The sequence below is a fragment of the Streptomyces sp. NPDC048416 genome (genome assembly GCF_043200435.1).
In the GTDB taxonomy this organism is placed as follows: Bacteria; Actinomycetota; Actinomycetes; order Streptomycetales; family Streptomycetaceae; genus Streptomyces.
The window spans coordinates 19992-33748 of record NZ_JBICXU010000009.1 but is presented as its reverse complement, the minus strand read 5'-3'; the positions used below and the strand labels follow the sequence as shown (position 1 = coordinate 33748).

Sequence of the window (13757 nt, the reverse complement as noted above, 5' to 3'; positions counted from 1 at the left end):
AGCAACACCGATCCGGGGCTCACCCGTTAGGAGGGTGCAAGCGCGTCCACCGCTGGGAGCCCCGGATGATCGACACCCCGCCCCTGGTGGATCAGTACTGCCACGGCATCCTGCGCACCGAGCTGGGCCTCGGCACCTTCGAGACGGCGCTGGGCCGCACCGGGACGCTGCCCGCGCCCGGCACCACCTTCTTCGACACCCAGACCGGCTTCGCCGTGCGCCGCTGGTGCCCGCCGCTGCTCGGCCTTGAGCCGCACTGCGCCCCGGCCCGCTATCTGGCCCGCAGACGCGAACTCGGCGCACTGGAGGCGGGCAGACGGCTGTTGCGGGGCTCGGGGATCTCGACCTACCTGGTGGACACCGGGCTGCCGGGCGACCTCACCGCCCCGCACGAGATCGCCGCGGCCGGCGCGGCCGACGCCCACGAGATCGTCCGCCTGGAACTCCTCGCCGAGCAGGTGGCCGACACCTCGGGCACCGTCGAGTCCTTCCTCGCCAATCTCGCCGAAGCCCTCCACACCGCGGCCGTCTCGGCCGTCGCCTTCGCCTCGGTCGCGGGTGTACGCGACGGGCTCGACCCCGAGCCGCCGGGCCCGGGGGAGGTGCGCGGCGCGGCCGGACGGTGGCTCGCGGGCCGCCGCACACACGACCGGCTCGACGACCCGGTCCTCCTGCGCCATCTGCTGTGGAGCGCCGTCGCGTGCGGGCGCCCGCTCCAGCTCCAGCTGGGCATGGCCGACCCGATGCTGCTCGCCGAATTCGCGGACGCGACGTGCGGGCTCGGCACCGATCTGGTGCTGCTGCACGGCTATCCGTACCACCGCCAGGCGGCCCATCTGGCCGGTGTGCACCCGCATGTGTACGCCGATGTGGGGCCCGCCCTGGTGCGCACGGGGGCACGGGCCGGCGCCGTCCTCGCGGAGATCATGGAGCTGGCGCCGTTCGGGAAGCTGCTCTACTCCAGCGGGGCGCGCGGGCTGCCCGAGCTGCATGTGGTGGGTGCCCGGCTGTTCTCCCAGGCGCTGGCCCGGGTGCTCGGCGGCTGGGTGGGCGAGGGCGCCTGGTCGCGCGCGGACGCGCAGCGGGTGGCGGGGATGATCGCGGCGGGCAACGCCCGCCGCGTCTACGGTCTGGCCGGCGCGGCGTAGCGCGCGGGCCGGCCGGGTGGTCCGTCAGGCGTGGGTGAGGGCCGAGTCCGCCGGGGCCGGGGCCTGGACCGGGTCCGCCGGGCGCTCGCGCAGCGACAGCAGCACCCGCAGCGCACCGATCCACACCAGGCACGAGCCGAGCATGTGCAGACCGACCAGGATCTCGGGCGTCTTGGTGAAGTACTGGACGTAGCCGATCACGCCCTGGGCCATCAGGATCAGGAACAGGTCGCGGGCCCGGGCGCGCGGCCCGCTGGGAGCGTCGACGGCCTTCAGGACGAACCAGGTGGCCACGGAGAGCGCCACCACGACCCAGGCGAGGTCCGCGTGCAGCTGCGTGATCATCGTCCAGTCGAGCGGGATGCGCGGCACGTCCTTGGAGTCGCCGGGGTGGCGCCCGGTGCCGGTGACGATGGTGCCGACCGCGATGAGCGCGGCCGACGCACCCACCAGGAGCCAGGTCAGCTGCACAACCGCCTTGCCCACCAAGGGCCTTGGTGGGCCGTCGCCCTCCTGGGTGCGCTGCCAGGTCACCACCGCGACCGCGATGAGCGCGCTGGAGAGCAGGAAGTGGGCGGCCACCGTGTACGGGTTGAGGCCGACCAGGACGACGATGCCGCCCAGGATCGCGTTGCCCATGACCACCCAGAACTGCACCCAGCCGAGCCGGGTCAGGGAGCGCCGCCAGGGCTTCGCCGAGCGGGCCGCGATGATCGCCCAGCCGACCGCGGCGCACAGCACGTACGTCAGCATCCGGTTGGTGAACTCGATGGCGCCGCGAAAGCCCATCTCGCTGGTGGCGGTCAGGCTCTCTTTGGTGCACTTGGGCCAGGTGGGGCAGCCGAGGCCGGAGCCGGTGAGCCGGACCGCGCCGCCGGTCACGACGATGGCGACGGCCATGGCGAGGGCGCTGAGGGCCGCGCGCCGCACGACCGTGGGGGAGGCGGTCCACCGCTCCGCGATGAAGAGAAGCGGATTGCGGGCCGCCGCGGTCACGTCGGCACGGGTCACTTTCGGCATGGGCCCTATCGTAGGCGCCCGTTTGTGCATGTTTTCACTAGGGGGGTGCGGCAAGCCGTACCGGGAGGAAAGTCACCCCCGGCCCGGGGTGCGGCTCACTCCCAGCGGAAGAACTTCGCGGCCGCGCCGAGGCCGAGGACCGACCACACCGCGAGGATCCCGAGGTCGCCCCACGGCATCGAGGCGCCGCTCGCGAGCACATCGCGCAGCCCGTCGGACAGGGCCGAGATGGGCAGCAGGTTCAGCACGGACCGGACGCCGCCGGGGAACTTGTCCATCGGCACGATCACCCCGCCGGCCACGAGCAGCAGCAGGAACACCAGGTTGGCCGCGGCGAGCGTCGCCTCGGCCTTCAGGGTGCCGGCCATGAGCAGCCCGAGCCCCGAGAACGCGGCGGTGCCGAGCACCATCAGGAGCAGGACCGCGAAGGGGTTGCCGTGCGGGGACCAGCCGAGCGCGAAGGCGATCACGGTGAGCAGGACGACCTGAAGGACCTCCGTGACGAGCACGGCCAGCGTCTTGGAGGTCATCAGCGCCCAGCGCGGCAGCGGCGAGGCGCCGAGCCGCTTGAGCACCCCGTACCTGCGCTCGAACCCGGTCGCGATGGCCTGGCCGGTGAACGCGGTCGACATCACGGCGAGTGCGAGAACGCCCGGCGTGAGGAAGTCGACGGACTTGCCCGCGCCGGTGTCGATGATGTCGACGGTCGAGAAGAGGACCAGGAGCAGGCTCGGGATGATCACGGTGAGCAGCAGCTGCTCACCGTTGCGCAGCAGCATCCGCGTTTCGAGCGCGGTCTGCGCCCCGATCATCCGCCCCACGGGGGCCGCGCCGGGCTTCGGTGTGTATGTGCCGGCGCTCATGCGCGCAACTCCCTGCCGGTGAGCTCCAAGAAGACGTCCTCAAGTGTGTGGCGTTCGACCGAGATGCCGTCCGGCATCACGCCGTGCTGGGCGCACCAGGAGGTGACGGTGGCGAGCAGCTGGGGGTCGATGGCGCCGCTGATGCGGTACGCGCCCGGGGTCAGCTCCGCCGCGGCGGAGCCGTCCGGCAGCGCCTTGAGGAGCGAGCCGAGGTCGAGGCCGGGGCGGCCGGTGAAGCGGAGCGTGTTCTCGGCGCCGCCTCTGCACAGCTGCTCGGGGGAGCCGTGGGCGACGACCTTGCCGGCGTCGACGATGGCCACGTCGTCGGCCAGCGACTCGGCCTCGTCCATGAAGTGCGTGGTGAGGACCACCGAGACGCCGTCGGCCCGCAGTTCGCGCACCAGGTCCCAGGTGGCGCGGCGGGCCTGCGGGTCGAGGCCTGCGGTGGGCTCGTCGAGGAAGACGAGTTCGGGGCGGCCGACCACGGCCATCGCGAGCGCGAGGCGCTGCTGCTGGCCGCCGGAGAGCCTGCGGTAGGTCGTGCGTCCGCAGCCGGTCAGCCCCAGGCGTTCGATGAGCGCGTCCACGTCCAGCGGGTGCGCGTGCAGCTTCGCCATGTGGCGCAGCATCTCGTCGGCGCGGGCGCCGGAGTAGACGCCGCCGGACTGGAGCATCACGCCGATGCGTGGCTTGAGCCGTTCGCCGTCGGCGACCGGGTCGAGGCCGAGGACGCGGACCGTGCCCGCGTCGGGCCTGCGGTAGCCCTCGCAGGTCTCGATGGTGGTGGTCTTGCCGGCGCCGTTGGGGCCGAGGACGGCGGTCAGGGTGCCCGCGCCGACCGTGAGGTCGAGGCCGTCCACGGCGGTCTTGGCCCCGTACCGCTTGACCAGGCCGGTGACCTGGACGGCAGGCTCGCTCTTCATGACCGGCAAGTCTAGGCGGCACGCGGGGCCCCTCCGGCGTGGGGGCCCTCCGGCGCGGGGCCCCTCCGGCGTGGGCCCCCGGCGCGGGGGCCCGCTCGCCGTGTGGCCGTCGGTGACGGCGCGAGGAGCCGGGGACGTACGGGTTCGACCTGCGGGGCGCCGTGGGCGACGCCCCGCCCTCACTCCTCGCCCGGGCGGTGCACGGGCAGCCACCGCCGCGCGTAGGCGACCGCGTCGCGCACCGGGAAGAGGCGGCAGACCGCGGCGCCCACCGTGCCGCGCACCACGTTCGTGTCCCGCTCGAAGTCGGCGCCAAGCTCGCCGAAGCCCTCACTGTCGAGGTCGACGTCGCGCACCGTGAGCCACTGCCGGCCCCCTTCAGGAGTGTTCACCGCGAACGACACGTCCGCCATGGGCCCGGGCACGCGGTACTCCGCGAGGTGGAAGGAGGTGCAGGAGTCGAAGCCCGCGCCCAGCAGCAGCACCCGGGCGCCCGCCTCCTCCAGGCGGGCCAGCGGGCTGCGCTCGCCGAGCCGGCAGTCGCGGGCGTGGCCCGCGGTGATCCGCGACGCGCCCGGGCCGATCGCGGCGAAGGAGGTCTGCGGGTGGGCGCTGCGCAGCGCGCCGGGCCAGGTGCGCACGGCCTCCGGAACCACCCCGACGCCGCGACTCGGCGTGATCGGCGGGTCGTACGCGGGCAGCGCGGCCCGGATCGGCTCCCACCACTCCTCGGGCACGGCCGGACGGCCCCAGTGCGCGGGGTCGGAGTTGTCGTTGGAGAACGCGGGGACCACGAGCGTGCCCGTTTCGCCCAGCGTGTCGAGAAGAGATCCAACGACGGTGACGGCGCCTCCGCAGACCCAGCCGAGCGACTTCAGGGAGGAGTGCACGAGCAGCGTTTCACCAGGTCGTACCCCCAGCGTGCGCAGGTCGTCCGCGAGCGTGTCGCGCGTACACAAAGGGCCGGTCACAGGCGGTGTGGGCATGGTGCGTGAGTCTGCCGCAGGGCTTCGCCGAGGGCCAGTGAATTACGCCGGGACCGATCGATCAAAGATCGTTTCCGCAGGTCACCTTAGGTATGCCTAAGTGATGCACCGCACCGGCCGGTGATCGGGACGTGGGTTGTCAGGCCCTGAGGAATTACGCAACAATGGTGTTGTGAAAAACGTCGGTGAGGCTCCACAGGAGGAACTCGCGACCGGTGAGCGGTCCACCCGCAACCGGGTCGCGCGCTCCATCCTGGACCACGGGCCCTCGACCGCACAGGACCTCGCGAACCGCCTCGGCCTCACCCAGGCCGCCGTCCGCCGCCACCTCGACGCGCTCGTCGCGGACGAGGTCGTCGTACCGCGCGAACAGCGCGTGTACGGCGCGCGGACCCGTGGCCGCCCGGCCAAGGTCTTCGCCCTGACCGACTGCGGCCGGGACGCCTTCGAGCAGTCCTACGACAAGCTCGCCGTCGACGCCCTGCACTGGATCGAGCAGTCCGCGGGCGGCGGCGCGGCCGGCGAGGAAGCCGTCGCGGCGTTCGCGCGGGCCCGCGCCGAGGCGCAGGCCGGCGCGTACCGGGACGCGATCGAGGCCGCGGGGCCCGAGGAGCGCACGCAAGCCCTGGCCAGGGCCTTGAGTGCCGACGGGTACGCTGCTACGGCGCGCAGCGCGCCGCTTCCGCAGCGGGGCGAGCAGCTGTGCCAGCACCACTGCCCGGTCGCCCACGCCGCCGAGCGGTACCCGCAGCTGTGCGAGGCGGAGACGGAGTTCTTCTCCCGCCTCCTGGGAACGCATGTGCAGCGCCTGGCGACGATCGCCCACGGCGACGGCGTCTGCACCACGTTCATCCCGCACGGCGCGCCACCACAGACCACACATCAGCAAGCATCCGCAAGCACGGCCGGGAGGAACCCCGCATGACGCTCCCCACGGAGACTGCCCACCCTGAGCTCGATGGCCTGGGCACGTACGAATACGGCTGGGCCGACTCCGACGCGGCCGGCGCCGCTGCCAAGCGCGGTCTCTCCGAGGCTGTCGTCCGCGACATCTCGCAGAAGAAGAACGAGCCGGAGTGGATGCTGAAGCTGCGCCTCAAGGGCCTGCGGCTGTTCGACAAGAAGCCCATGCCCAACTGGGGCTCCGACCTCTCGGGCATCGACTTCAACAACATCAAGTACTTCGTGCGCTCGACCGAGAAGCAGGCGGCGTCCTGGGAGGACCTGCCCGAGGACATCAAGAACACGTACGACAAGCTCGGCATCCCCGAGGCGGAGAAGCAGCGCCTGGTGGCCGGTGTCGCGGCCCAGTACGAGTCCGAGGTCGTCTACCACCAGATCCGTGAGGACCTGGAGGAGCAGGGCGTCATCTTCCTCGACACCGACACCGCCCTGAAGGAGCACCCCGAGCTCTTCCAGGAGTACTTCGGCACCGTCATCCCGGTCGGCGACAACAAGTTCGCGTCGCTGAACACCGCGGTGTGGTCCGGCGGCTCGTTCATCTACGTGCCCAAGGGTGTCCACGTCGACATCCCGCTCCAGGCCTACTTCCGCATCAACACGGAGAACATGGGCCAGTTCGAGCGGACGCTGATCATCGTCGACGAGGACGCCTACGTCCACTACGTCGAGGGCTGCACCGCCCCGATCTACTCCTCGGACTCGCTGCACAGCGCCGTCGTCGAGATCATCGTGAAGAAGGGCGGCCGCTGCCGCTACACGACGATCCAGAACTGGTCGAACAACGTCTACAACCTGGTCACCAAGCGCGCCGTGGCGTACGAGGGCGCGACCATGGAGTGGATCGACGGCAACATCGGCTCCAAGGTCACCATGAAGTACCCGGCCGTCTACCTGATGGGCGAGCACGCCAAGGGCGAGACGCTCTCCATCGCCTTCGCGGGCGAGGGCCAGCACCAGGACGCCGGCTCCAAGATGGTCCACATGGCGCCGAACACCTCCTCCAACATCGTCTCCAAGTCGGTGGCGCGAGGCGGCGGCCGCACCTCCTACCGCGGTCTCGTCGAGATCGGCGAGGGTGCCCACGGCTCCAAGTCGAACGTGCTCTGCGACGCCCTGCTCGTCGACACGATCTCCCGCTCGGACACCTACCCCTACGTCGACGTCCGCGAGGACGACGTGTCCATGGGCCACGAGGCGACCGTCTCCAAGGTCTCCGAGGACCAGCTCTTCTACCTGATGAGCCGCGGTCTGACCGAGTTCGAGGCGATGGCGATGATCGTGCGCGGCTTCGTCGAGCCGATCGCCAAGGAGCTCCCCATGGAGTACGCCCTTGAGCTCAACCGGCTGATCGAGCTGCAGATGGAGGGCTCGGTCGGATAACGACCGTTCCCCGTCCGGCAGTTGAGCAGATTCTGATTCAGGAAGAGAGCACTACGACAGCCATGGCTGAGGCTACGAATATCCCGGTGGGCTCCACCACCGCCGGCTCCATCGCGGTGGCCGCCGAGTCGACCGTCGCCACCCGCATGAGCGCCCCTCCGTCCTTCGACGTCGGTGACTTCCCGGTCCCGCACGGCCGCGAGGAGGAGTGGCGGTTCACGCCGCTTGAGCGGCTGCGCGGGCTGCACGACGGCACCGCCGTCGCCACCGGCGAGGCCCTGAAGGTCACCGTGGACGCGCCCGAGGGCGTCACCGTGGAGAGGGTCGGGCGCGACGACGCCCGCCTCGGCAGGGCCGGAGCGCCGGTGGACCGCGTCGCGGCCCAGGCGTACTCGTCCTTCGAGCAGGCCGGTGTCGTGAGTGTCCCCAAGGACACGGTGCTCACCGAGCCGATCCGGATCGCCGTGCACGGCGAGGGCGGCGTGGCCTACGGCCACCAGGTCATCGAGCTCGGCGCGTTCGCCGAAGCCGTCGTGGTCATCGACCACACCGGTGACGCGGTGCTCGCCGCCAACGTCGACTACCTCCTGGGCGACGGCGCCAAGCTGACCGTCGTCTCCGTCCAGGACTGGGACGACAAGGCCGTCCACGTCGCCCAGCACAACGCTCTGATCGGCCGCGACGCCACCTTCAAGTCGTTCGTGGTCACCTTCGGCGGCGACCTCGTACGTCTGCACCCGCGGGTCGCCTACGCGGGCACCGGCGGCGAGGCCGAGCTGTTCGGTCTGTACTTCACCGACCACGGGCAGCACCAGGAGCACCGCCTCCTGGTCGACCACAACACCCCGCACTGCAAGTCCAACGCCGTGTACAAGGGCGCCCTCCAGGGCGAGGACGCGCACGCCGTGTGGATCGGCGACGTCCTCATCCAGGCTTCGGCCGAGGGCACGGACACCTACGAGATGAACCGCAACCTGGTTCTGACCGACGGCGCCCGGGTCGACTCCGTGCCGAACCTGGAGATCGAGACCGGCGAGATCGCCGGCGCCGGTCACGCCTCGGCCACCGGCCGCTTCGACGACGAGCAGCTCTTCTACCTGATGTCCCGCGGCATCCCGCCGATGGAGGCCCGCCGCCTGGTCGTGCGCGGCTTCTTCGCGGAGCTCGTCCAGCAGATCGGTCTGCCGGACGTCGAGGAGCGCCTGCTCGCCAAGATCGAGACGGAGCTGGAGGCGTCCGTCTGATGGCCTTCGTCAAAGTCTGCGCGCTGAGCGAGCTGGAGAGCGACACCCCCAAGCGGGTGGAGATCGACGGCACGCCGGTGTCCCTCGTCCACACCGAGGGCGAGGTGTTCGCGATCAACGACATCTGCTCGCACGCGAACGTCTCCCTCTCCGAGGGCGAGGTCGAGGACTGCGCCATCGAGTGCTGGCTGCACGGTTCGAGCTTCGACCTGCGCACCGGCAAGCCGTCCGGCCTCCCCGCGACGCGCCCCGTCCCCGTATATCCCGTAAAGATCGAAGGGGACGATGTGCTCGTCTCCGTATCCCAGGAGAACTGAAGTCCCCATGGCAACGCTTGAAATCCGCGACCTGCACGTCTCCGTGGAAGCCGAGAACGGCCCCCGGGAGATCCTCAAGGGCGTCGACCTGACCGTGAAGCAGGGCGAGACCCACGCCATCATGGGCCCCAACGGCTCCGGCAAGTCCACCCTGGCGTACTCGCTGGCCGGGCACCCCAAGTACACGATCACCAGCGGCACCGTCACCCTCGACGGCGAGGACGTCCTGGAGATGTCCGTCGACGAGCGCGCCCGCGCCGGCGTGTTCCTCGCCATGCAGTACCCCGTCGAGGTCCCCGGCGTCTCGGTCTCCAACTTCCTGCGCACCTCGGCCACCGCGATCCGCGGCGAGGCGCCCAAGCTGCGCACCTGGGTGAAGGAGGTCAAGTCCGCGATGGAGCAGCTCCAGATGGACCCGGCCTTCGCCGAGCGCAACGTCAACGAGGGCTTCTCCGGCGGCGAGAAGAAGCGCCACGAGATCCTTCAGCTGGAGCTCCTGAAGCCGAAGATCGCGATCCTCGACGAGACGGACTCCGGCCTCGACGTCGACGCGCTGCGCCAGGTCTCCGAGGGCATCAACCGCGTCCGTGAGAACGGCGAGGTCGGCACCCTCCTGGTGACCCACTACACGCGCATCCTGCGCTACATCAAGCCCGACTACGTCCACGTCTTCGCGGGTGGCCGCATCGTCGAGTCCGGCGGCGCGGAGCTCGCCGACAAGCTCGAAGCCGAGGGCTACGAGTCGTACACGAAGGGCGGCGCTTCCGAGTGACATTGCTGCCGGGCCTCCTCACGGGGACATCTCAACTACTCGACGAGGCGATCCGCAAGGACTTCCCCTTGCTGGACCGCGTGGTCCACGACGGGAAGAAGATCGTCTACCTCGACAGCGCTGCGACCTCGCAGAAGCCGCGCCAGGTGCTCGACGCGCTCAACGAGTACTACGAGCAGCACAACGCCAATGTGCACCGTGGCGTGTACCTGGTCGCCGAGGAGGCCACGGCGCTGTACGAGGGCGCCCGTGACAAGGTCGCCCGCTTCATCAACGCGCCGAGCCGCGACGAGGTCATCTTCACCAAGAACGCCTCGGAGTCGCTGAACCTCGTCGCCAACATGCTGGGCTGGGCCGACGAGCCCTACCGCGTGGACAACGAGACCGAGATCGTCATCACGGAGATGGAGCACCACTCCAACATCGTGCCGTGGCAGCTGCTCGCGCAGCGCACCGGCGCGAAGCTGAAGTGGTTCGGTCTGAGCGACGACGGCCGGCTCGACCTGTCGAACATCGACGAGATCATCACCGAGAAGACGAAGATCGTCTCCTTCACGCTGGTCTCCAACCTGCTCGGCACGCAGAACCCGGTCGAGGCGATCGTGCGCCGCGCGCAGCAGGTCGGCGCGCTGGTCTGCATCGACGCCTCGCAGGCCGCCCCGCACATGCCGCTCGACGTGCAGGCGCTCCAGGCCGACTTCGTGGCCTTCACCGGCCACAAGATGTGCGGCCCGACCGGCATCGGCGTCCTGTGGGGCCGCCAGGAACTCCTGGAGGACCTGCCGCCGTTCCTGGGCGGCGGCGAGATGATCGAGACGGTCTCGATGCACTCCTCCACCTACGCTCCCGCGCCGCACAAGTTCGAGGCGGGCACGCCCCCGATCGCGCAGGCCGTGGGCCTGGGCGCGGCCGTGGACTACCTCTCCGCGATCGGCATGGACAAGATCGCCGCGCATGAGCACGCGATCACCGAGTACGCGGTCAGGCGCCTCCTTGAGGTGCCCGACCTGCGGATCATCGGCCCCACCACGGCCGAGGACCGCGGCGCGGCGATCTCCTTCACGCTGGGCGACATCCACCCGCACGACGTGGGCCAGGTCCTCGACGAGGAGGGCATCGCGGTCCGCGTGGGCCACCACTGCGCGCGCCCGGTCTGCCTGCGCTACGGAATTCCCGCGACCACGCGAGCGTCTTTCTATCTGTACTCCACGCCCGCCGAGGTCGACGCCCTGGTGGACGGCCTGGAGCACGTACGAAACTTCTTCGGCTAGGAGTCGACACGTGAAGCTGGATTCGATGTACCAGGACGTCATCCTGGACCACTACAAGCACCCGCACGGCCGGGGCTTGCGGGACGGTGACGCCGAGGTGCACCACGTGAACCCGACGTGCGGCGACGAGATCACCCTGCGGGTGAAGTACGACGGTTCGCGCATCGAGGACGTCTCGTACGAGGGCCAGGGCTGCTCCATCAGCCAGGCCAGCGCCTCGGTCCTCAACGACCTGCTGGTCGGCAAGGACCTGGCCGATGCCCAGCGGATCCAGGAGGCCTTCCTGGAGCTGATGCAGTCCAAGGGCCAGCTGGAGCCCGACGACACGATGGAGGAGATTCTTGAGGACGCGGTGGCCTTCGCCGGCGTCTCCAAGTACCCCGCCCGCGTGAAGTGTGCTCTGCTGAGCTGGATGGCGTGGAAGGACGCGACGGCCCAGGCTCTGGGCGACGTCGCCGAAAGGAAGACGGCATGACCGAGAACGCACAGGCGGCGATCAAGCCGGCGACCGAAGAAGAGATCCGCGAGGCGCTGTACGACGTCGTCGACCCCGAGCTGGGCATCGACGTCGTCAACCTCGGCCTCATTTACGGCATCCACGTCGACGACTCCAACGTCGTCACGCTGGACATGACCCTGACGTCGGCGGCCTGCCCGCTGACCGATGTGATCGAGGACCAGGCGAAGGCCGCGACCGACGGCATCGCCAACGAGCTGAAGATCAACTGGGTCTGGATGCCGCCGTGGGGCCCGGACAAGATCACCGACGACGGCCGCGAGCAGTTGCGCGCGCTGGGCTTCAACGTCTGAGCCCTGCTCGCCGGCAGAGCCGGTCCGCCCGGAGGGGCCCTCCGCACCGAATGGTGCCGAGGGCCCCTTCGCGTGCTATCTCGCCTCGGCCCGCTGCCGCATCATCGCCACGGGCAGTGCGGGGTTGGCGGCCGCCGCGTGGGCGAGCTCCTTGTCGTCGAGCAGCTCCATCAGGCGGGAGAGCGGCAGGTTCGGATGGCGGGCACCGGCCTCCCGTACCTCCGTGTCCGCGTCGCGGGTGAGCCGGTCGCTCGCGCGGGCGTCCAGCTCCGGGTCGCGCGCGGCGAGGGCCCGCACGGCCGGGTCGGGGTGGTTCGCGTACCGGGCGAGCCCGTACGTCGGGAAGCCGGGCCGCTCCAGCAGGCACGCGCGGCCCGGGCCGCTGTAGGTGAGGAAGCAGCGCAGCAGCAGCGAGGGCGGGACGCCCGGCTGGTGTTGGGCCAGCAGCACACGCACACCGAGGTCGGGGTCGCCAAGGAGCCCGGCGACCAGGTCCGGGGGGAGGTGTTCGGCCATGGCCGCGCGGCGGCGCAGCAGGGGATGGCCGGAGTGTGCCAGGGCACGTAGCTGCCCGGGGTCCCGGGGCGGCGCCGGGGTCACCGCCGTGCGGAACGGGCCATCCTGGCTCACCTCGTAGTCGATGGCGGCCCGCTCCTTTTCCGACAGGGCCGGGTGCTGCGAGGCGGCGAGCCGCACGGACGGGTCGGGGTCTTTGCCCAGGGCTTCGATCTGAGGCAGTGTCACATCGGCCCGCAGGGCGATGTGTTGGCGCACCACCGCGTCGGGGTGGACGGCGAGCTGGGCGACGATGTCGGCGGGGAGGGTGGGGTTGCGCGCGATGGCGGACCGTTCGTCGGGCCGCGCCGGGGCGGTGAGCACCGACGCGATGACCGAGCGGCTCAGGGCGCCGTACAGCAGGAGATGGCTTCGGTAGTGGCAGGCGTGCGACGGCAGGTCCGCCTCCACGCGGGCGGGATCGCGCTCGAAGTCGTACAGGCCCTTCGTCGAGAGAGCCTGCGCGCGCACCACCTCGGCGGGGTCGTCGAGCAGGGCGGCCCGCTCCCCGTCAAAAAGGGCGGCCCAGTCCGACGTGGCGGCCCCGTAGGCACGGATCTTCGGCTCCGGGTGAGTGAGCAGCGAGGCGCGGAACTCGGGCGAGAACCGCGAGGGGAAGCGGTAGTCCGCGAGGCAGTCGTTCTCGTACGTGGTGATCATGCGGGCCGCGGCCCAGTCGGGAAGCCGGTCGACGGTGCCGCCGAGGGGCGTGGCCGGCCCGTCGGCGAGATGGGCGCGCACCCGCCAGTCGGGGTCGTCCACGAGTCGCAGTCGCTCGGCCACGTCGACATGCGGATTGGCCGCGAAGGCGGCCCGGGCGCGCCAGTCCGGGTGGGATGCCGCGGCGTCCACCACCGCCGCGGGCAGCCGGCGGTCCCGGCACAGGGCCTTGCGCACCTCGACGGGTCCCGAGGCGAGCAGCCGCAGCAGCACGTCCTCGGGGGCCGCGGGGTTGAGGGCGAGGCCGCACAGGCGGCGCACGACGAGGCCTGCCGTGTCCTCGGGGGCTTCGGCGGCCTCGGAAGCCGCGGGGGCTTCGGGGTTCTCGGGGTTCTCGGGTTCGCGATCCGTGCGCGCGCGGGGGCTCACCGGGCGGCGCACACTGCGCGTACGGCCGTTTCCATGGACCACCTCGTCGTAGACGCTCACGAACTGCCCGCCCTCGCGCGGTTCCGGTGTCAAGTCCTGGACTGGAAGGTCCTGTTCGAGGACCCGCAGGAGATCGTCATCGGGGCGGACGAGACAGCGTATCCGGGGATGTGCTTCCTCGCGGTGCCCGAGCGCAAGAGCGTCAAGAACCGGCTGCGCATCGACCTCAACGCCGACGACCAGGGTGCCGAGGTCGAGCGACGACGACCAGGGTGCCGAGATCGAGCGGATCATCGGGCTCGGGGCGCGCAAGGTGGACGCGGGGCAGGGCGAGGGCGCCACCTTCGTGGTGCTCGCGGATCCCGAGGGGAACGAGTTCTGTGTGTTGCGGCCCAAGCGCAGCCTGATCGGCTGAC

14 protein-coding genes and 1 pseudogene are annotated in these 13757 nt (G+C 70.8%); 10 read left to right on the top strand and 5 right to left on the bottom strand.

Annotated features, from left to right (window positions below):
• Positions 1–65 precede the first annotated feature (65 nt).
• Entirely contained in the window at positions 66–1148 is a 1083-nt protein-coding gene (locus ACGFW5_RS14215; RefSeq protein WP_393834495.1) for an amidohydrolase, read from the top strand.
• 24 nt (positions 1149–1172) lie between these two features.
• Here the strand turns inward: ACGFW5_RS14215 and ACGFW5_RS14210 are convergent, their stop codons facing one another.
• From ACGFW5_RS14210 to ACGFW5_RS14195, 4 genes are all read right to left on the bottom strand, one after another.
• Complete coding sequence (locus ACGFW5_RS14210) at positions 1173–2168, bottom strand: heme A synthase (RefSeq protein WP_393834494.1); 996 nt, start codon at positions 2166–2168, stop codon at positions 1173–1175.
• A 95-nt stretch (positions 2169–2263) separates the two neighbouring features.
• Entirely contained in the window at positions 2264–3031 is a 768-nt protein-coding gene (locus ACGFW5_RS14205) for an ABC transporter permease (protein ID WP_393834493.1), read from the bottom strand.
• Entirely contained in the window at positions 3028–3954 is a 927-nt protein-coding gene (locus ACGFW5_RS14200) for an ABC transporter ATP-binding protein (protein ID WP_393834492.1), read from the bottom strand. Before ACGFW5_RS14200 ends, ACGFW5_RS14205 begins: the two co-directional genes overlap by 4 nt.
• Positions 3955–4133: 179 nt before the next feature.
• Positions 4134–4940, bottom strand: coding sequence for an aminoglycoside N(3)-acetyltransferase (locus tag ACGFW5_RS14195; RefSeq protein ID WP_393834491.1), 807 nt, complete (start codon positions 4938–4940; stop codon positions 4134–4136).
• Positions 4941–5112: 172 nt separating this feature from the next.
• Here ACGFW5_RS14195 and ACGFW5_RS14190 point away from each other — a divergent pair, with 172 nt between their 5' ends.
• From ACGFW5_RS14190 to ACGFW5_RS14155, 8 genes are all read left to right on the top strand, one after another.
• Entirely contained in the window at positions 5113–5865 is a 753-nt protein-coding gene (locus ACGFW5_RS14190; RefSeq protein WP_393834490.1) for a helix-turn-helix transcriptional regulator, read from the top strand.
• On the top strand, positions 5862–7283 hold the full coding sequence (gene sufB / locus ACGFW5_RS14185) for a Fe-S cluster assembly protein SufB (RefSeq protein WP_393834489.1): 1422 nt from the start codon (positions 5862–5864) through the stop codon (positions 7281–7283). The genes ACGFW5_RS14190 and sufB overlap by 4 nt, the downstream gene beginning before the upstream one ends.
• A 62-nt stretch (positions 7284–7345) precedes the next feature.
• Complete coding sequence (gene sufD / locus ACGFW5_RS14180; RefSeq protein WP_393834488.1) at positions 7346–8527, top strand: Fe-S cluster assembly protein SufD; 1182 nt, start codon at positions 7346–7348, stop codon at positions 8525–8527.
• On the top strand, positions 8527–8844 hold the full coding sequence (locus tag ACGFW5_RS14175) for a bifunctional 3-phenylpropionate/cinnamic acid dioxygenase ferredoxin subunit (RefSeq protein ID WP_393834487.1): 318 nt from the start codon (positions 8527–8529) through the stop codon (positions 8842–8844). The genes sufD and ACGFW5_RS14175 overlap by 1 nt, the downstream gene beginning before the upstream one ends.
• Before the next feature lie 7 nt (positions 8845–8851).
• Positions 8852–9616, top strand: coding sequence for a Fe-S cluster assembly ATPase SufC (sufC, locus tag ACGFW5_RS14170; protein WP_393834486.1), 765 nt, complete (start codon positions 8852–8854; stop codon positions 9614–9616).
• On the top strand, positions 9613–10887 hold the full coding sequence (locus ACGFW5_RS14165; protein ID WP_393834485.1) for a cysteine desulfurase: 1275 nt from the start codon (positions 9613–9615) through the stop codon (positions 10885–10887). Before sufC ends, ACGFW5_RS14165 begins: the two co-directional genes overlap by 4 nt.
• 10 nt (positions 10888–10897) lie before the next feature.
• A complete protein-coding gene (gene sufU / locus ACGFW5_RS14160) occupies positions 10898–11362 on the top strand; it encodes a Fe-S cluster assembly sulfur transfer protein SufU (RefSeq protein WP_393834484.1) in 465 nt (154 codons plus the stop codon).
• Positions 11359–11697: a metal-sulfur cluster assembly factor gene (locus tag ACGFW5_RS14155; protein WP_393834483.1), complete on the top strand. Its 339-nt coding sequence runs from the start codon at positions 11359–11361 to the stop codon at positions 11695–11697. The genes sufU and ACGFW5_RS14155 overlap by 4 nt, the downstream gene beginning before the upstream one ends.
• Before the next feature lie 75 nt (positions 11698–11772).
• Here ACGFW5_RS14155 and ACGFW5_RS14150 read toward each other — a convergent pair whose 3' ends face one another.
• A complete protein-coding gene (locus tag ACGFW5_RS14150; RefSeq protein WP_393834482.1) occupies positions 11773–13434 on the bottom strand; it encodes a hypothetical protein in 1662 nt (553 codons plus the stop codon).
• On the opposite strand from ACGFW5_RS14150, the pseudogene ACGFW5_RS14145 reads away from it, so the two are divergent.
• Positions 13375–13756 (top strand): annotated as a pseudogene (locus tag ACGFW5_RS14145) (VOC family protein). The gene ACGFW5_RS14150 and the pseudogene ACGFW5_RS14145 overlap by 60 nt on opposite strands.
• Position 13757: the final 1 nt, after the last annotated feature.

Coding starts and splice junctions, on each gene's coding strand:
- ACGFW5_RS14200 (WP_393834492.1), bottom strand. CDS start 3,954: ATGAAGAGCGAGCCTGCCGTCCAGGTCACCGGCCTGGTCAAGCGGTAC.
- sufC (WP_393834486.1), top strand. CDS start 8,852: ATGGCAACGCTTGAAATCCGCGACCTGCACGTCTCCGTGGAAGCCGAG.
- sufD (WP_393834488.1), top strand. CDS start 7,346: ATGGCTGAGGCTACGAATATCCCGGTGGGCTCCACCACCGCCGGCTCC.
- ACGFW5_RS14210 (WP_393834494.1), bottom strand. CDS start 2,168: ATGCCGAAAGTGACCCGTGCCGACGTGACCGCGGCGGCCCGCAATCCG.
- ACGFW5_RS14195 (WP_393834491.1), bottom strand. CDS start 4,940: ATGCCCACACCGCCTGTGACCGGCCCTTTGTGTACGCGCGACACGCTC.
- ACGFW5_RS14205 (WP_393834493.1), bottom strand. CDS start 3,031: ATGAGCGCCGGCACATACACACCGAAGCCCGGCGCGGCCCCCGTGGGG.
- ACGFW5_RS14155 (WP_393834483.1), top strand. CDS start 11,359: ATGACCGAGAACGCACAGGCGGCGATCAAGCCGGCGACCGAAGAAGAG.
- sufB (WP_393834489.1), top strand. CDS start 5,862: ATGACGCTCCCCACGGAGACTGCCCACCCTGAGCTCGATGGCCTGGGC.
- ACGFW5_RS14175 (WP_393834487.1), top strand. CDS start 8,527: ATGGCCTTCGTCAAAGTCTGCGCGCTGAGCGAGCTGGAGAGCGACACC.
- ACGFW5_RS14215 (WP_393834495.1), top strand. CDS start 66: ATGATCGACACCCCGCCCCTGGTGGATCAGTACTGCCACGGCATCCTG.